General features: G+C 56.2%; 15 protein-coding genes and 1 pseudogene. 2 read left to right on the top strand and 14 right to left on the bottom strand.

The annotated features are described in order from the left end of the window. Positions 1-59: 59 nt before the first annotated feature. The 12 genes from ACIGCM_RS02915 to ACIGCM_RS02860 form a co-directional block, all read right to left on the bottom strand. A complete protein-coding gene (locus ACIGCM_RS02915) occupies positions 60-341 on the bottom strand; it encodes a peptidylprolyl isomerase (protein ID WP_087517629.1) in 282 nt (93 codons plus the stop codon). 112 nt (positions 342-453) lie between these two features. Beyond that, on the bottom strand, positions 454-687 hold the full coding sequence (locus tag ACIGCM_RS02910; protein WP_397500511.1) for a hypothetical protein: 234 nt from the start codon (positions 685-687) through the stop codon (positions 454-456). A gap of 71 nt (positions 688-758) precedes the next feature. Further along, positions 759-2,156 carry an efflux transporter outer membrane subunit gene (locus ACIGCM_RS02905; RefSeq protein ID WP_397500510.1) on the bottom strand — a complete coding sequence of 466 codons (1,398 nt, stop codon included), beginning with the start codon at positions 2,154-2,156 and terminating at the stop codon, positions 759-761. A 13-nt stretch (positions 2,157-2,169) separates the two neighbouring features. Then, positions 2,170-4,122: a MacB family efflux pump subunit gene (locus ACIGCM_RS02900; RefSeq protein WP_397500509.1), complete on the bottom strand. Its 1,953-nt coding sequence runs from the start codon at positions 4,120-4,122 to the stop codon at positions 2,170-2,172. Then, positions 4,116-5,282, bottom strand: coding sequence for an efflux RND transporter periplasmic adaptor subunit (locus tag ACIGCM_RS02895; RefSeq protein WP_397501103.1), 1,167 nt, complete (start codon positions 5,280-5,282; stop codon positions 4,116-4,118). Before ACIGCM_RS02895 ends, ACIGCM_RS02900 begins: the two co-directional genes overlap by 7 nt. Before the next feature lie 34 nt (positions 5,283-5,316). Further along, positions 5,317-5,661 carry a DUF3325 domain-containing protein gene (locus ACIGCM_RS02890; RefSeq protein WP_397500508.1) on the bottom strand — a complete coding sequence of 115 codons (345 nt, stop codon included), beginning with the start codon at positions 5,659-5,661 and terminating at the stop codon, positions 5,317-5,319. Next, a complete protein-coding gene (locus ACIGCM_RS02885) occupies positions 5,661-7,298 on the bottom strand; it encodes a PepSY-associated TM helix domain-containing protein (RefSeq protein WP_397500507.1) in 1,638 nt (545 codons plus the stop codon). Before ACIGCM_RS02885 ends, ACIGCM_RS02890 begins: the two co-directional genes overlap by 1 nt. After that, the gene (locus tag ACIGCM_RS02880) at positions 7,295-7,585 is read right to left on the bottom strand and encodes a DUF3649 domain-containing protein (RefSeq protein WP_397500506.1); all 291 of its coding nucleotides are present in this window, start codon (positions 7,583-7,585) and stop codon (positions 7,295-7,297) included. Before ACIGCM_RS02880 ends, ACIGCM_RS02885 begins: the two co-directional genes overlap by 4 nt. A gap of 198 nt (positions 7,586-7,783) precedes the next feature. Then, positions 7,784-10,288, bottom strand: a complete 2,505-nt coding sequence (locus ACIGCM_RS02875) for a TonB-dependent siderophore receptor (protein ID WP_397500505.1) — start codon at positions 10,286-10,288, stop codon at positions 7,784-7,786. 112 nt (positions 10,289-10,400) lie between these two features. Next, positions 10,401-11,345 carry a FecR domain-containing protein gene (locus tag ACIGCM_RS02870; RefSeq protein WP_397500504.1) on the bottom strand — a complete coding sequence of 315 codons (945 nt, stop codon included), beginning with the start codon at positions 11,343-11,345 and terminating at the stop codon, positions 10,401-10,403. A gap of 2 nt (positions 11,346-11,347) precedes the next feature. Continuing rightward, positions 11,348-11,869: a sigma-70 family RNA polymerase sigma factor gene (locus ACIGCM_RS02865; protein ID WP_397500503.1), complete on the bottom strand. Its 522-nt coding sequence runs from the start codon at positions 11,867-11,869 to the stop codon at positions 11,348-11,350. 87 nt (positions 11,870-11,956) lie between these two features. Further along, positions 11,957-12,130, bottom strand: a complete 174-nt coding sequence (locus tag ACIGCM_RS02860; RefSeq protein WP_397500502.1) for a hypothetical protein — start codon at positions 12,128-12,130, stop codon at positions 11,957-11,959. 234 nt (positions 12,131-12,364) lie between these two features. Between ACIGCM_RS02860 and ACIGCM_RS02855 the strand changes: the two genes are divergently transcribed. Next, a complete protein-coding gene (locus tag ACIGCM_RS02855; RefSeq protein ID WP_397500501.1) occupies positions 12,365-14,431 on the top strand; it encodes a putative bifunctional diguanylate cyclase/phosphodiesterase in 2,067 nt (688 codons plus the stop codon). 34 nt (positions 14,432-14,465) lie between these two features. Here ACIGCM_RS02855 and ACIGCM_RS02850 read toward each other — a convergent pair whose 3' ends face one another. Further along, the gene (locus tag ACIGCM_RS02850) at positions 14,466-15,191 is read right to left on the bottom strand and encodes a methyl-accepting chemotaxis protein (RefSeq protein WP_397501102.1); all 726 of its coding nucleotides are present in this window, start codon (positions 15,189-15,191) and stop codon (positions 14,466-14,468) included. A gap of 132 nt (positions 15,192-15,323) precedes the next feature. After that, positions 15,324-16,100 (bottom strand): annotated as a pseudogene (locus tag ACIGCM_RS02845) (MCP four helix bundle domain-containing protein); the annotation flags it as partial. Between the two features lie 258 nt (positions 16,101-16,358). On the opposite strand from ACIGCM_RS02845, the gene ACIGCM_RS02840 reads away from it, so the two are divergent. Next, positions 16,359-17,105 carry a class I SAM-dependent DNA methyltransferase gene (locus ACIGCM_RS02840; RefSeq protein WP_397500500.1) on the top strand — a complete coding sequence of 249 codons (747 nt, stop codon included), beginning with the start codon at positions 16,359-16,361 and terminating at the stop codon, positions 17,103-17,105. Positions 17,106-17,134: the final 29 nt, after the last annotated feature.

Raw genomic sequence — 17,134 nt, 5'->3', positions numbered from 1 at the left:
ATGGCACTTCTACGTCTAACAAACGTTGGAAGAGCACCACTGGGGCCGCAGACCCAGGATCAGTCCTGGCGGTCTGTGACTTCGAGCAGGTGATAACCGAATTGGGTTTTCACCGGGCCCTGAACGACATTGACCGGGGCGCTGAAGACCACGGTGTCGAATTCTTTAACCATTTGGCCAGGGCCGAAAGTACCCAGGTTGCCGCCATCGCGGCTTGATGGGCAGCTGGAGTTGTCTTTCGCGACCTGCGCAAAGTCAGCGCCGCCTTCGATGGATGCTTTCAGTTCGTTGCATTTGGCTTCGCTGGAAACCAGGATGTGACGGGCAGTGGCTCGAGCCATGGGATGTACTCCTATCAAATAAGCTGCTGAGCCTACCGTAATCAGCCGCTGAATGCATCGGTGGCACGCAGCTGATTGGTGGCCTTATACAGCAGATGGTGGCCCCAAGAGCTTAACGCTTACCCATCGAACGACGAGTACCGTTTGGCGCAGGGCCTATTTTTTTTTCGTGGGCCGATTTATTGCCCTTGCTGTGCCATGCCTGACCATCGTTCTTGCCCGGCGCGAAACTGGCGGGGGAGAACGGAAACTTAAATGCTGGTATTGCAGGCTTGGCAGCTATTTCGCCAGCTGCCTCTGCGGTCGTGGCTTCGAGGGGCGTATCTGGCGATTGAGTGGTTTTCATGGCGATCGCGTGCTGCAGTTAATTAGAGAAACGCGAGTATAGGCTCTTTTCAACGGCAAAGCTGGGGAGAGTTAATGGGCTTCAAGGGCGCTTAATTGTTGATCCTCGGTTTGCCAGCCACCGCCCATTGCCCGGTTTAGTGCGGCACCTGCCTGCAAGCGGGCAAGCTGTAGTAGAGCGGTGTCATCTTGGGCGGTATACAGGGTGCGCTGGGTATCGAGTAGCGTCAGCAGGGTTTCAGCCCCGGCCCGGTAGCGCTCTTCTGATAAACGCAACGCCAGAATGGCCTGTTGCTCCACTTGGACTTGCGCTTGCAGTTGCGCGTCAATACCTGCCAAGGCATTCAGCGCTAGCTGTACGTCGGCAAAGGCGCTGACAATGCTGGCTTGGTAATTGGCCAATAATTCGCTGCGTAGCGCCTTGGCTAAATCATGCTCGGCATTGAGCCGGCCGCCATCGAAGATGGGCGCGAGCAGGGCTGCACTCAGAGAATAAATTGGATTGGACAGCAGGTCAGACGCGTGGCCGACATTGCTATCCACCGCTGCGCTCAGATTCAGCCGTGGCAGCAGTGCTGCACGGGCCGCATTCACGTTCGCTTCGGCTGCTGCCAATTGGGCTTCGGCACGCGCCAAGTCAGGACGCTGGAGTAAAAGTTGGCTGGGAATACCGGCGTCAATGTCCGGCAGTTGTAAGCGCTCAAGTTGTTGCTCAGTCAGCACAAGTTGGTTGCTGTTAGTCAGACCCAAGAGCACGGCGAGGGTCGCTTTGCTGTCGTCACTTTGCTGGCGGATGCTGGCCAGGCTGCGCTGCTGTTGAGCGACAATCCCTCGCTGTTGGGCCAATTCGAGATTGGTCGCTGCCCCCGCAAGCTGGCGTGACTCAACAATTGCTAACACCCGTTCGGCATTACTCAGGTTGAGCTGGGCGATGCGTAAGCGTTGCTGTAATCCCACCTGTTGCAGCCAGCTTGAGACGACACTGGCACTCAGGGTTATTTGCAATGCTGCCCGGTCATACTGGCTCGCCCTCAGACTGGCCAGGGCACTGTCATCTTCCGCGCGCAGGCGACCCCACAGATCAACCTCATAGCTTGCTGCCAACCCGGTGAAATAGCGCCCGCCCTCCAGCTCCGAGCTGTCATCAAACCGGCCATTGCGGCTGGCACCAATGTTGCCGTCGAGTTTCGGTAGCAAGGGCGCCCCAGCAATGCGGGCATTGGCTTGGGCTTGTTGGACCCGGGCAACTGCCGCAGAAAGGTCATAGTTGTTCAACAAGGCCTGCTCAACCAGTTGATCTAACTCGCTACTGGCAAACTGTTGCCACCAGTTTGGCGAGATTTGCACCTGGGTGAGCGGTGCATGTTGCCAGCGTTCAGGTGCTGCCGGTCGCTCAGTTTTAATCGGTTCTTGGCCCGTGCAGCCGGGCAGGGCAAGAATGGCAGTCAGCAGCAAAAAACCATGATTCATCAGCGCGTTCATCTTATTGCGACGCCAGCGCGTCAACTGGATTTAGGGCTGCTGCCGTTCTGGCCGGTAGATAGCCAAACAGCAGGCCGGTGGCAACCGCGCAGGCGAAGGCAGCAAGCATTGCGCTCAGGGAGAATATTAAAGGTACGCCCCAGGCAATCAGTCCGGCACCGAGCAGCAAGCCGAGAAACACGCCAATGCTTCCACCGACTAAAGTGACTAACACGGCTTCGCCGAGGAACTGCTGAAGAATGTCGCGCTGGCGAGCGCCGGTGGCCATGCGAATGCCGATTTCGCGCGTGCGCTCACGCACGGTCATGAGCATCACGTTCATCACGCCAATACCGCCAACCAATAGCGATACTGCCGCAATAAGGCCGAGCATGCGGGTCATGCTGTCTTGCGTTTCAGCCTCGGCCTGGACCTTGGCGGCGGCGTTGTCAACGGCGAAGTCCTCGCGGCCGTGGCGGGCCAGTAATAGCTCGCGCACGGCATCACCAGCGGCATTGACCTGCCGGGTTGATACCGCTGTGAGGGTGGCGTATTCCGGGTCGAGGATGTCTTGATAAACCCGCGCGCGGCCGGACTTATACGGGATAAACACCATTTCATCGTAGTAGTCGGCGCCGGACTCTTTGCCTTTCTCAGCCATGACGCCGATTACCTCAAATGGCGCATCACCGATTAATAACTGGCGGCCCAATGGGTTGGGTTCATCGCGGAAGAACTGCTGGCGAGTCTTATGGCCGAGCACCACCACCGGTGCCAGTGACTGGTCTTCAGCCTCGTTGAAAAAACGCCCTAGCGCCAACGGCCAGTGATGGATTGCGGGTAACTGTTGGTTGCTCGAATACACATAAATATCCCGTGAGGTGTTGCTGTATTGCACGGTCAAGGCGTTGCCAATTACCGGTGTGGCCAAATCCACCTCGGGTAAGGCGACCACCGCTTGCATATCGGCCTCGCTGAGTACCCCCCAAGGCCCGCCTTCAGGCGGTTGAGCGCTATACAGGTACAGGGTTGTCGCGCCCATTGAAGCCAATTGCGCCATGACTTTTTGTTTGGTACCCAGTCCAATCGCCAGCATGACAATCACTGACGCGACGCCAATGATGATGCCGAGAAGCGTCAAGGCGGTGCGGAAACGATTCAGCGACATCACCCGCCAAGCCGAACGGGCCACCTCTGTTGCTGTTTGCCACCACGGCAGACTTTGCCTGTGTTCGGCATCTTGCATATTCGGTGCGGGCAGGGCTTGAACAGAGGGTTGCGCGCCACTGTCGCTAACGATTTCACCATCTAGAATTTCGATAACTCGTTGCGCCTGAGCGGCCACATCGCGGTCGTGGGTGATCAAGATAATGGTGTGCCCGGCAGCTGCAAGCTCGCGTAGCAGGGCCATCACTTCCTGACCGCTGTGTGAGTCAAGCGCACCCGTGGGTTCGTCGGCGAGAATGATGCGTCCGCCATTCATCAGTGCGCGAGCAATCGAGACGCGCTGCTGTTGGCCGCCGGAGAGCTGGCTGGGTCTGTGCTCAAGTCGTTCAGCCAAGCCAAGACGCGCCAGTAACTGGCTGGCGCGCTGACGCCGTTGCTCAGCTGACGCCCCCGCATAGAGCGCCGGTATTTCAACGTTTTCCCGCGCTGATTCGGTGGCGATCAGGTGGTAGCCTTGAAACACAAAGCCAAAGGCCTCGCGCCTTAGCCACGCGAGTTGGTCGCTATTGAAATGCGCCACGTCGCGCCCGGCAAACAGGTAAGAGCCTGATGTCGGACGGTCCAGGCAACCCAGCAGGTTCATCAAGGTTGATTTGCCTGAACCTGAGGCTCCCACTATGGCGACAAACTCTCCGGCGTTGATGGTCAGGCTGATACCACGCAAGACGGCAACTTCTGGCGCACCATCATGGCCGCCATAACAGCGGCGGATGTTGCTGAGTTCGATCAGTGGGGCAGGGTTTACCACTGGAAACGGGCCACAGAGGTGTCCGGCAAATCGGCGGTGACCAGCAGTTCATCTTCACGCACACCATCGAGCACTTCTACGCGCTGGCGATTGCGAGTGCCAATGTGAATTTCACGCAATTCAGGACGGCCCTTGGCATTGAGTACCCGTGCGCGGAACAGGCCGGTTTCACCTTCCACCGCTTGCAGTGCTTCCAGCGGTGCGGTGAGTACGTCACGAGCTGCTGCCGTGATGAATGTCACCTGAGCAGTCATCTGCGGCATCAGTTCGCCGTCCAGATTGTCGACGTCAAACAGCACGGTGTATTGCACGGCCTTGGTGGCGGGTGCCGGAGCACCGGCTTCGGCTGAGTTAGGCGCCGCGACCTGTGGTGAAGGCAGAATCTGGCGGATCTTGGCGTGCCAGCGTCTGCCGTCACCGCCGAGCGTGGTGAAGTACAGGCCGATGCCAGTTTTCAGCTGGCGAATATCAGCCTCTGAAACCTTGGTCCAGGCAGTCATGGCGGATAAATCGGCGATGCGCAGCACCGTTGGCGTTTGGTATGTGGCGTTCAGGGTCTGACCCTGTTTTACATCGACGCCCAATACGGTGCCGGCGATTGGCGCATAAAGTTTGGTGTAGCTGAGCTGAGCTTCATTGCCCTTGAGCCGTGCTTGGCTTTCGGCGATTTGCGCACGCAACTGCTTGATTTGAGCCTGGGCGGTTGAAAGCCCGGCCGCGGCAATCTGTACATCTTCATCGCGGGTGGCTTGAGCTTGAGCAAGGCGCTGTTGGCGCTGGTGCTGTTGTTGGGCAAGTAAATATTGCGCTTGCTGAGCTTCAAGTTGAGCGCGTAAGCCCTCAAGTGCTGCGCGGTCTGCCTCAACCGTAGCTTGATGCAGGCTGGCATCGATTTCGGCCAGCAGCTGACCTTTCTTGACCTGATCACCGGCTTCCACATGCAGTCGGGTGATCTGGCCAGAGACCTGTGCGCCGACATCCACTGATTCACGTGGCTGCAAGGTACCGATGGCGATGACTGTGGCTTCAATATCGCCACGGCGCACCGGCTCGGTGGCAAAGGCTGAGGTTGATGTGCTGGGCCACAGCCAAACGGCAGCGAGCAGCACCAGCGGCACTGCCAACAGCAGTACGCGCTGGAGCACGTTAGGATGACGCAAACTCATGGGTGTTAGTCCTTTAACAGTTCCGGGATTACCCGGCACTCCATAACAAGGCGGGCAGGCTGCCAGCGGCGGCTACACCCATTAGCAGGGCGGCAGCCTTGGGGCGGTAGGGCAGTAGAAGCACCAGAACCAATGCGGCAGCGCTGATCAGGCCAAACCAGATAACCACGCCTACTGAGCCTCCCCATGCACGAATGCAGGGCCAAATGGCTGCGGCCAGCAGGAGCCAGCCGAGGGCGCGCAACAGCCGTTGCCGGGCAGGCGCAGTTCCGGCCCAGACTTGACGGTGGTGCCTGTCCATTCCCAAGCACAGCGCGGCCATCCCGGCATAACTCAGGGCTGCGCCAAGCAGCAGGGCGAGCATCATATTCATCAAGCCACCTCGGCTTTAGGGGTATTTAAGGTTTTACGCGGTGCCTTGCTTTCAGCTTTGTTATGGTTTTTTTGCCAGAGCATCCGCGCCGCCCACAGGTTCAACAGGCCGAGGAATATGGCGGTCAACTCAACGGCCGCACGTTCACCGTCGCCGCGTTGCAGGTAGCTGACGAACTGATCACCGACCACCAGCCAGTTGAGTAGTGGCAGGGCCAGGCACAGCGCAGCCGTGGCCAGCAGTTGTTCGATCCACGCGCGAGAGGCGGGGCGCAACGCGGCATGGACATAGGTCAGCAACCAAACCACGAAGAAGGCGGTGACCTCCCATTCAGGGCGGTCTGTGATGCCGAGCGGGATCAGGCGATTACCCCAGAAAAAGGCAATACAGGCCAGTGCGATACCGCTGATTGAGCCGATGTTCAGCACTTCAATGATGCGGTACACCTGTGGCGTGCGGGCACCAAACTCATTCAGCGAGCGCTGGCGGCGCTTGACCATAAATAGGATCGCCCCGGTTGCCATCATCGCAGCCCCCGCCAAGCCACAGATAAAGTACAGCCAGCGTGCCGTTAAGCCGCCGAAAGCGGCAAAGTGCAGGTTACGCATCACCGATTGCACATCTTGCGCGGCGCCGCCGCGTAATTCGCCAGGGGCCATGAAGTCTTGCTGCTCGCCACTGATACCATCGAAGAACACTTGGCCGCCGCCATCGCCGAGTAAGCGGTATTCGCCGGATTTCTCGATAAAGCGGCCGAAGGTCACAATTGAAGCGCTGCTGTCGCCTGGGTGCTCAACGCTGATAAAGCTCAGTGGGCGTTGCAGTTGTTTTTCGCTGCTGAGCAGTATTTGATCGAGTGCGGTCACCTCAGCGGTGATGCCGGTTTCTTCACGGGGCGTAGGCTGAGTCAACAGGTCAGCGAAGTAAGCATCATCTGTGTTGTAGTGGGTTTCGATACCGGCAGGCATATACAGCATGTAAAAGGTCGCAAGGCCGGTATAGGCAATCATCAGCTGGAACGGCAGGCTGAGTACCGACACTGCGTTGTGGGCATCCAGCCAACTGCGTTGCTGCTTGCCTGGCCGGAAGGTGAAAAAGTCCTTGAAAATGCGTTTGTGGGTAATGATCCCGCTGACCAATCCGACCAGCATGGCCATGGTGAAGAAGCCCACAAACCAGATGCCTGCCGTGCCGCCGTGGAATTCAAAGTGCATATGGACGAAGTGATGGCCGCCCTCACTTTCACGCTCGGTACCGGCTTTGATGGGCTCGCCACTGGTTGCATCCAGACGCTGGTTTTGGAACTGTTCCTTCTCGTCCTGCCAGAACACCCGAACAGCAGGATCGGTATCACTGGGCAAGCCGATACCCCAGAAGTGGCTGCTCGGTACATGCTCACGCAAATACGCTTGGCCCACACGCACGGCAAGCGGACGGTCAACGCCGTCGTCCATGCCGCGCATTTCGCCGGCCTGGGGGATTTGTGGCTTCATCCAGCGGGTAATGGCCTCATCGAACACACCGAGGGAACCCGTAATAAAAACCACAAACAGCACCCAACACGCCCACAAACCACCCCAGGTGTGCAGCCAGGCCATCGATTGACGCAGGCCGTCCTTCTTTACGACTTCAGTCATACCATGCCCCTCCCGAGCCACCAGCCCAGTGGTGCCAGAACCAGCGCTGGCAACAGCAGACCGAGCCAGGCCCGGCGATTATCCTGGACCGCAAACACCCAAATGATAGCGGCGGTGTATACCGCGAAGCTGGTCAGTGAGGACGCCAGAATCGCCTGGCTTTTGGGCAGGGGCAGCACCGCACCGAGGAAAATCACGCTGGCAGACGTCAGCGCGTAACCGCCGAAGATTGCAGCAGCAGTGCGTGACAGCAGGATGCGTCCACGGGAAGGGGAAGTCGGTTTCATTAGCAAACAGCCATGGGTCGAAGCAAGGAAAGTCCGTCGGCTAGGCAACGGAGCGAAATGTAATCTTAACAAGAATCAGTATCATATTAATTAAAGACGGACGAGCCGAGTAAAACCATAAGCTGAGGTTCGGTTTAGCTGTGACAATATGTGTCCAGCTGACTGTCAGGGCAGAGCCTGACAGTCAGCTGCCAGGGCTTAGAAATTGAAACGCAAGCCCAGTGTCGCGTTGCGAGGCGTGCCGTAATAGCTGGAAGAGGTGCTGGTGTAGTACTCCTCATCGAGCAGGTTATTAAGGTTAAGGGTGGCGCTGAGTTGTTCGGTCAGCGGGTAGCGCGCCATCACATCCACCAGCGCGTAGTCGTCTTGGGTAAACCGCACGCCAAGTGGGCCCCTGCCATCGCTGTAGATTTCACTCTGCCAATTAACTCCGCCGCCTAACGTCAGGCCATTGCCGACGCTGCGCAGGGTGTAGGTGGTGAAGAACTTGGCGGTGTTTTGCGCAACATCGGTGTTGAGCTTAGCGCCGTCGCTGTCTTGCACAATGTTACGACTGAAGCTGGCACTGGCTTCCCAGTCTGGAGCCAGTTCACCTGACACCTCTACCTCAAAACCCCGGGTTTTGGTGCCGGACTCGGATTTATAAGCCTGATTGCCATCGGGAGCCAATACCCCGGGAATGGCTACGGCCAGGTTGTCTTGTTCAATCTGGTAAAGGGCGATACCCAGGTTCAGGCGATCATCAAATAAGGCTGCCTTGCTGCCGAGCTCATAGCCAACACCTTCGAGGGGATCAATGTAGTTGCCGGTTTCGGTCATGTTGCTCTGGGGCTTGAAGATGCTGGTATAGCTGCCATAGAGCGACCAGGTGTCGTTAAGGTCATAGACCAGACCGGCAAAGGGGGTGGCCACGCCGGTTTCAGTGCGTTTGTCATCGGTATCGGCTGAGGCTGGGTCGTAATAGTCCGTTTTGACGGTGTTTTCCCAGTCGCTCATGCGCGCACCCAAGATGACCGAAAGGGCGTCAGTCGCCCGCAACCTCAGGCTGCCGTAAATGGCTGATTGAGTTTCTTCGTAATCAATCCGGCTGGTGGCGGGCATTGGCGGTTTGCCTGGGTTCTTGCCGTCCCAGTTGTAGATGTTATCAATTGAATTATCCCAGTTAGCGAAGCGCCAAAGCGGGTAGCCGCTGGTGCGATAATCGGTTTTTTGCTGGCTGTAGCCGAAGATCGCATCGTGCTCGCGGCCAAACAGATCAAAGTTGCCGGCGATATTCAGGTCGAAGCTGTTTTGCACCGGTTTGGCTTCCCAGCGACCGGCCCACAAGCCCACGCCAGTCCCGGTTGCCGGGTCGGGATAACCACTGGCAGCGTAGCCAATGACTTCGTCATATTCGTAGCGGCCTTGGTTGAGTGTCAGCTTGGCGTTCCAGCGTTCAGTAAGCCGTTGCTCCAAGGTTGCAAAGCCCGAGGTGAAGGTACGGTTCGAGTAGGCCCAGGCTGCCCCTGCTGAGTCTGAGTCAGACCAATTGGCCAGTGAACCGTCCTGGTTGTACAGCGGCAAACCACTGCGTGCATGGTCATCTGCCTGATGGCTTTGATAATCCATGCCGACGGTGAGCAGGGTGTCTGGCGTAAGGTCGGCCTCGATTACGCCGTAGAAGACTTTCTTGCGCTCGTTGAAGCGGTCGATGTAAGACTCGTTGTCCTGATAAACCCCAACCAGGCGGCCACGGATATTGCCGTTCTCGGTCAGTGGGCCGCTGGTGTCCAGTTCGGTTCGTTGATAATTCCATGAGCCGCCGGTGACCGTGAGGCTGGTTTGCGGATCAAATGTGGGCTTCTTGCGGATCATGTTCAGGGTCGCCCCCGGAGTGCCGATGCCGTTGGTCAAGCCAGTGGCACCGCGAATGATTTCAACCCGGTCATAGAGGGCCAAATCATTACTTTGGATGATCGAACCGTAGTTGCTTTGCAGCGATTGCACGCCATCAACCTGATAGTTCTCTACCGCAAAGCCGCGCGAGTAGATGACGCTGCTATCGGAGCCGCTGTTACCGGTTTGATTAATGGTGAGCCCGGGCGTCTGGCGCACGACATCATTGAGCTGGGTCAGGCCCTGGTCATCCATGCGCTGGCGAGTGATTACGCTCACCGATTGCGGGGTCTCTCTGATCGACAATGGCAAGCCTGTTGCGGTACTGGTCGAGCCGGTGGTGTAGGAGCCTGTGCCTTCGGTGGTTGCGCCGAGACTGATACCAGTGACGTAGGTTGAGTCCAGCTCCAGCGCGCCGTTGTTGCTGGCTTCATCGGCTGATGGCGGCAGCAGTGAATAGCTGCCATTGGCTTGGCGCACAATCTTCAAACGGCTGCCCATCAGCAGTTTTTCCAATGCCTGATCATTGCTGTAGCGGCCACGCAAGCCTGCTGAGCGCTGGCCTTGAAGCAACTCAGGCGTGGATGAAACACTGACGCCAGCCGTGGCTGCAAAACTGTTCAATGCCGATTCCAGTGTGCCAGGTGCAATGCTGAATTCTTGCTCAGCCACCGCCGAGTCAGCGACGGCTGACCGGACCTGCAAAACTGTGGTCAAGGGCAGGGCTAATGCTGCGCCCAGAATCACACGATGAATGGCCGCGCACAGAGGATCAGGCAGGGCAGAGCAAAGCAGCCGGGTAGGGCGCGAGACAGTCTGGAGCGGCATGGAGGGTCCTTTGATAGTCATTTTGTGAGCGCACATAATTAGCGCTTTAACTACCAAGACGATTGAGAATAGGAATCAACAACACCTTTGTGAACTATTTTTTATTTCAGGGTTAAACAGGTCCGACGCTGACCCAGTAACGGCTCAATCGCTGGATTTTCACGCCCAGGGTTGTGCTCAGGTTATCGAGAATTGCATCGCTGTCTGCGAGCTGGAAGGCCCCGGAAATACGCAGCTTGCTTAATGCCGGGTCGCAGCGCAGCACGCCTGAGCGATAACGAGCCAGCTCAGCGATAAACCTTGGCAATGGCCAATCGCTGACGATCAACATGCCATTGATCCAGGCATCTGCATGACTTTCCAACGGCTCTAGCGCAAGCGTTTTACCCGCGCCGAACCAAAGCTGCTGACCTGCATTCACTCGTAGCGGCGTTAGGTTTTGCTCAGTGCGCACTTCAACGGCGTGTTGCAATACACGAACCTGGGTGAGGTTATTTTCACGGCGAACCAAAAAGCGAGTGCCGAGGGCACGGATACTGCCTTGCTCAGTGTGCACCACCAAGGGTCGAGCTTGTTGGTCGGCGGCGGTTTGCACCAAAACCTCACCTTGTAGCAGGCTAATTTCGCGTAACTTTTTGCTGTAGTCGATATTCAGTGCGGTCGCGCTGTTGAGTTGCAAGGTGCTGCCATCGTCTAGGCGTACACTTCGACGTTCGCCTGCAGCGGTGCGTTGGTCGGCCCGCAAGTTGCTGAACGTGGTCGATTGCCATGCCAACCCTGAAACACCACCGGTCATCAGCAACAAGCCTAGTAGTTTGATGCTCGCACGTCGTTTATGGCTGGCGGATGACAATGCCGGTTGGGCCAAGCCAGCCGGCACAATAGCGAGCTTGCCTTGGAGTTTCTCCAGGCGTGCCCAGGCTTGTCGATGCGTCGCATCGGCCGCCAGCCAACCATGATGGGAGGCGCGTAATTCGCTGTTAGTCGGTGCTTCTTGCAGATCCAAGTACCAGTTGGCCGCGTCCTGAAGTACCGCTGTTGAGGGGCTCGCACTCATGCTTAATCCTCAATCAACAGCATGCACTGCGTCAGTGCGCGTACCAGATGTTTGCGTACTGTGTTGGTTGACACGCCAAGACGCCTGCTTATTTCGACATGACTGAGACCTTCAAGCTGGGCGAGCAAGAAAATCTCCCGGCTACGTTTGCCCAAGTTATCGAGCATGTGGTCGATTTCCACCAGGGTTTCGAGGATCAGCACCCGCGTTTCAGGTGAAATATCCAGCGGTTCGGGCATCGACGCCAATGCTTCAAGGTAAGACTGTTCTAGCGCCTTGCGTCGAAAACCATCAATCATCAAGCTGCGTGCAATGCTGCTCAAATAAGCCCGAGGCTCACGCAAATCTTGCGCCTGACGGCTGGTGAGCACTCGCACAAAGGTATCCTGCGCCAGGTCCGCGGCGTTTTCTGCACAGGGCAGACGCTTGCGTAACCACATCCTTAACCAGTCATGGTGCTCATGGTAGAGCGAGTGAAGCGCCTGTTGAGGGCTTGACTCGGAGGAGGGAGGCGGAGAATACACTACGGAGCCTAAATGATAATTAATATCATTTATTCTCTATGGATTGCCGACTATGTGCAAGAGGCTCTCTGATTGCCGGCGGCGGATTTATCCGGATTGGCGGTTGTCTTGTCCGGCGGCTTGCGGGTCGAGCTTTTCGCTTTGCCATTTGAGGGGTGCGTAAAGCCAGTCCGAGAGTCGAACTACCCAGTTAAAGTTGTGGCTTTGCATCAGAGCGCGTTCATGGTGCAGTTCATGCAGTCGGCGAATTGGCGTCCCCATGGCTCAGGTAGCCAATCAACAGTGGACTGTAGAAACTCTGACCAGATTGAAGGCAGAAATTTAGCGTTTATCTGAGGGACAAGATTAATCTAACCGCTGGCCCCGCCGATATAGAGCGTTGCACGGGTGTGAGTTTCACACCGTTGGTCTTATCGAGGCATCGCTGTTATTTAATGATGATGTCTTTTTGATATTATGCGCACCGCATCGCTATTCCCATTCAGTGAGTTTTCCATGCTGGTCAGCAGCTACAACAGCGTTTTTGTTGCTTTTTCCTTGATCGTCGCCATTCTTGCTGCCTACACAGCGCTCAACATGGTCGGTCGAGTCTCAAGCTCAAAGGGACGTGCAGCAACTTTGTGGCTGGTGGGTGGTTCATTCGCAATGGGTTTTGGCATTTGGTCCATGCATTTTATCGGCATGCTTGCCTTTAGCCTGCCTATCTCATTGGGCTACGACTTGACCCTGACCGGGCTGTCGCTGGTCATCGCGATTTTTTCATCCGCCTTTGCCTTGTGGTTGGTTTGCCAGGAGAACCTGCCAAGTGCGCGCTTGTGGTTGGGCGGTTTGTTAATGGGTATCGGCATTGCAGCCATGCATTACACCGGCATGGAGGCGATGATGATGAGTCCGGGGATTGGCTATATCCCTTGGCTTTTTGTGCTGTCTATTGTGATCGCTGCGGCAGCTTCTTGGGCTTCGCTGTGGATCGCCTTCCGGTTGCGCCGTGATTCAGAGATTAACACCTATGCTCGCATCGGCGCGTCTTTGGTCATGGGCTGCGCCATTGTCGGGATGCATTACACCGGCATGGCGGCTGCGCAGTTTCCTGTTGGCAGCTTCTGCGGCGCAGCCAACAGTGGTATCGATACCAAGTGGCTGGCGGTATTGGTGATTGTTGTCAGCATGGCGGTATTTGCGATTGCCTTAATCATTTCCATGCTCGATGTGCGAACCAACTTGCTCGCGAATTCGCTTGATCGCGCTAACACTGCATTGCTGCAACTGGCCCTGCATGACAACCTGACAAAGCTGCCTAACCGCCTGCTTTTAAATGACCGCCTGGAACAGGCCATCAATAAGTCCGCCCGGATAAAGCACCAGTTTGCGGTGCTGTTTATGGATCTTGATGGTTTTAAAGCAGTCAACGACGCCTATGGTCATTTTATTGGCGACCGTTTGCTCATGAAAGTTTCGCAGCGGATTCTCGACACTAAGCGTTCTGAGGATACAGTGGCCCGCTTGGGGGGAGATGAGTTCGTTGTGCTGGTTGACCCAAGCGAGCCGAGCGATGCCGCTTCTTTGGCGCAGCGACTGGTCGAAATCATCGCCAAGCCTTACGTCATTGACGGCAATACCCTCAATCTTTCCGTCAGTATCGGCATCGCACTGTTTCCTGATGATGGTAAGAGCACGCATGAATTGATGGTCAACGCAGATGCTGCGATGTACCACGCCAAAGAAACCGGGCGTAACGCTTACTGTTTTTTTGAAAGCACCATGAACGTCAATGCCCATGAGCAAATGCAGATGCAACAGGACCTGCGGCTGGCGCTTGAGCGTCAAGAGTTCTGCCTGCATTACCAGCCTAAAGTACTCGCTCCAGACGGTTTGATGGTTGGGGTTGAGGCACTTTTGCGTTGGCAAAGCGCTGAGCACGGTCTTGTCCAGCCAGATGTATTTTTACCGCTGGCGGAGCGCACGGGGTTGATCACCCCCATTGGGGATTGGGTGATTGATGAAGCCTGTCGCCAGTTACGCGTTTGGCACGATGCAGGCCATGACAGCTGGAGCATGGCGATTAACTTGTCCACGGTGCAGTTGGCCCACGCCAGCTTGGTCAACGTCGTGCAAGCCGCTTTGGCGCGGCATGCCGTGGAGGCGCGCTATCTGGTCCTTGAAGTGACCGAGTCGACGGCCATGCGTGATGCCGAGGCCAGTCTGGAAGTGCTTAATCGTTTGTCGGCGCTGGGCGTGAGTATCTCGATTGATGATTTTGGCACCGGTTACTCGAGTTTGCTCTACCTCAAGCGCTTGCCAGCCAACGAACTTAAGATCGATCGCGGCTTTATCATGGCGCTGGCGCAGGGTAATGATGATGCCGCTATCGTCGCGGCAATCATTGCATTGGGCCAAACTTTGGACATGAAAATTGTTGCCGAAGGGGTAGAAACAGCCGACCAGAAGGAGCTGCTCACCCGTTTAGGCTGCAACACCTTGCAGGGTTTTCATTTGGGCAGGCCGCAACCTGCAGAAGTGTTGCTTGAAAGTCTTGGTGCACCGGCCTTGGCGTATAGCTAGTTTTTGCAAGAAGGGTGCACCGGTTGTGCCTCGGTTAAACGCGAAAGCGACCGACCAGCTTAGTCAGTCCTTGTGACAGCTCCGAAAGATGCTTGCTGGCCTGAGTGCTTTGTTCTGAGTTCTGCGCTGCCTCATTGGAGAGGTCGCGAATATCGCTGATATTGCGGGCAATCTCTTCAGTGACACTGCTTTGTTGCTCGCAAGCTGTGGCGATCTGTGCGGCCATATCATTGATGCGCTGTACCGAATCGCTGGTGTCAGTGAGTGCCTGATCCACCCCGGCCGCTTGTTCGACGCTCTGCTGCGCCTTGCTGCTGCCTGAGTTGGTTGCCTTGACTGCATTCTGTACGCCTAGTTGCAGGCGCTCGATCATTTCCTGAATGTCTTTGGTCGATTCCTGGGTGCGTGCAGCCAATGCACGCACCTCGTCGGCCACTACGGCGAAGCCTCGCCCTTGTTCGCCTGCCCGTGCAGCCTCAATGGCTGCGTTGAGTGCGAGCAAATTGGTTTGATCGGCAATTCCCCGAATTACCGCCAGTACTGCGCCGATATTACCGGCTTCCTGCTCAAGGGTTTGGATGGTGGCAGAGGCACCTTCAACTTCTTGGGCCAGTTGGCGAATCGAGTTGATCACTCCGCCAACGACCTGCGCACCGTCACGGGATTGGGCTTCGGCGCTGCGAGCCGCATCGGCGGCATTCTGTGCGTTGCGTGCGACTTCGTGAACCGCAGAGCTCATCTCGGTTGCGGCGGTGCTCACCTGATCGACAGCGGCATATTCGCTGCTAATCAATCGATCATTGGCCACGGCTAAGTTGGCCAGGTTTTGCGCCGAGCTTTCGACTTCGCTGGTGACCCGGCCTACTTCTTTGATCAAGGGTTGCAGCTTATCAAGAAAGCGGTTGAAGGCATGGCTTAGCTTGCCTAATTCATCGTTGGAAACCACATCTAAACGCACCCGTAAATCACCATCACCATCGGCAATCTGATTGATGCGATTGAGCAAGTTGTACAGTGGGCCTGTCACCAGAATGGGGAAGCCAATCACCAGCACCAAACACACGCATAAGCCAATGGCGATGATCAGTCCTTGCTGCCAGCTTAGTGTTTCGCCCAGCTCAATCGCCGCAAGGCCCTCATCATTGGCAGCCTTGTCTTCCATTTCACCCAGTTTATCGATCGCGGCGCGCATGCTTTCAAACTGTTCTTCGCTAGCGCCAAAGCTCAGAGCGCTCGCGGCTTCTGGGTCACTCCCAACCAGTTGCACGACCTGCTGCGAGGTCGCTTTCCAGCGCTCGAAGCCTGTATCAAACTGGGCGATCAACTTCATCGCTTCACTGCCAGGCTCCATCTCGGCGAATTTATGCACACGATCATAGGCCTGCTGTACGTTCTCGGCGTGCGATGCAGTCAGTGCTTGCGCGCGTTCGCCAACGGCCTCATCCAACAAACTGCGCTCAGCCACAAAAGCTTGATAAAGATCACGGTCAGCGTTGAGCAATAAACTGATGCCGGGCAAATAACGGTTGGTTAACTTAGTGCTGGAATCAGCGACTTGAGCAATGCCGCGCATCCCCAGAACGCCCATTGTTACCAATAGCACTGCCAGTAGCAGAATCGGCAATGCAATTTTCCAACGAAACCCCAAATCAGCGAACGCACGAAGCATGTTGGTACTCCCGAGTAATTGCCCTGTGGTTTGAGTCTATACCACGCACAGAATCGCGGATTGAACAGGCCGTGTTTTCTAAATCCAGGCCTAAAACATTGAGTGTGAAGGCCCTGATGCACGCTTAGATTTTGTGTGTGTTGGCAACCCATTGAGCGGATGAAAATAAGCGGGAAGGGCACGCAATATTCGTGTTCGGGATTATTCGAGTTGGGATATGATTCGCGCCCCAAAACCCGGTTAAAACTTCAGGTCAGCATGCCCGGCAACGCTCTCTATACCGACTTGTCGGGATACTACGATCTGATGTGCGCAGATATTGACTATCAAGCGCAAAGCCAGTGTATTCAAAGGTTGCAGCAGTTATTTGGTAATGCTGGCAAGCGTCACCTTGATCTGGCTTGTGGAACCGGGCCGCATGTACGCCATTTTATCGATGCCGGTTACCAAAGCTGTGGGCTTGATATCAATCAGCCGATGCTCGACAGAGCCGCCATACGTTGCCCTGAAGCACAATTCTCAATGCAGGATATGTGCGGCTTTAAGCTCAATGAGCCACAGGATTTGATTACCTGCTTTTTGTATTCCATCCACTACAGTGCAAGTGTCGAACGGCTCAAGGCCTGTATTGCCAGCGTGCATGGCGCGTTAGAAAACAATGGGTTGTTTTGCTTTAACGCCGTTGATAAGAACATGATCAATAATGACTCGTTCGTTTCACACAGCGCTCAGCATGCTGACGGTTTGTTTCATTTCGGCTCTGCTTGGCATTACGACGGGGTGGGTGAGCAGCAAGCACTTAGGCTGCGAATTGAACGAAGCAAAGCCGGTGAAACGCAGCTGTGGCGCGATGATCATGCCATGGTCGCGGTGAGCTTCGCTGAGCTGCTGGCACTGTTGCAGCCCTACTTTGAGGTGCAGGTGCTGGAGCATGACTACAGCGCTCTCCAGCCGTGGGATACCCGCTCCGGCAATGCAATATTTGCCTGTGTGAAAAGACCCTAGGGCGGACGGAACCTCTGCCGTCCGCCACT

This window comes from Pseudomonas sp. NPDC078700, from assembly GCF_044542375.1.
Classification (GTDB): Bacteria; Pseudomonadota; Gammaproteobacteria; order Pseudomonadales; family Pseudomonadaceae; genus Aquipseudomonas.
The sequence above is the reverse complement of the archived record's forward strand: the minus strand, read 5'-3'. Positions and strand labels throughout refer to the sequence as shown.

Coding starts and splice junctions, on each gene's coding strand:
- ACIGCM_RS02915 (WP_087517629.1), bottom strand. CDS start 341: ATGGCTCGAGCCACTGCCCGTCACATCCTGGTTTCCAGCGAAGCCAAA.
- ACIGCM_RS02910 (WP_397500511.1), bottom strand. CDS start 687: ATGAAAACCACTCAATCGCCAGATACGCCCCTCGAAGCCACGACCGCA.
- ACIGCM_RS02905 (WP_397500510.1), bottom strand. CDS start 2,156: ATGAATCATGGTTTTTTGCTGCTGACTGCCATTCTTGCCCTGCCCGGC.
- ACIGCM_RS02890 (WP_397500508.1), bottom strand. CDS start 5,661: ATGAATATGATGCTCGCCCTGCTGCTTGGCGCAGCCCTGAGTTATGCC.
- ACIGCM_RS02885 (WP_397500507.1), bottom strand. CDS start 7,298: ATGACTGAAGTCGTAAAGAAGGACGGCCTGCGTCAATCGATGGCCTGG.
- ACIGCM_RS02880 (WP_397500506.1), bottom strand. CDS start 7,585: ATGAAACCGACTTCCCCTTCCCGTGGACGCATCCTGCTGTCACGCACT.
- ACIGCM_RS02875 (WP_397500505.1), bottom strand. CDS start 10,288: ATGCCGCTCCAGACTGTCTCGCGCCCTACCCGGCTGCTTTGCTCTGCC.
- ACIGCM_RS02870 (WP_397500504.1), bottom strand. CDS start 11,345: ATGAGTGCGAGCCCCTCAACAGCGGTACTTCAGGACGCGGCCAACTGG.
- ACIGCM_RS02860 (WP_397500502.1), bottom strand. CDS start 12,130: ATGGGGACGCCAATTCGCCGACTGCATGAACTGCACCATGAACGCGCT.
- ACIGCM_RS02855 (WP_397500501.1), top strand. CDS start 12,365: ATGCTGGTCAGCAGCTACAACAGCGTTTTTGTTGCTTTTTCCTTGATC.
- ACIGCM_RS02840 (WP_397500500.1), top strand. CDS start 16,359: ATGCCCGGCAACGCTCTCTATACCGACTTGTCGGGATACTACGATCTG.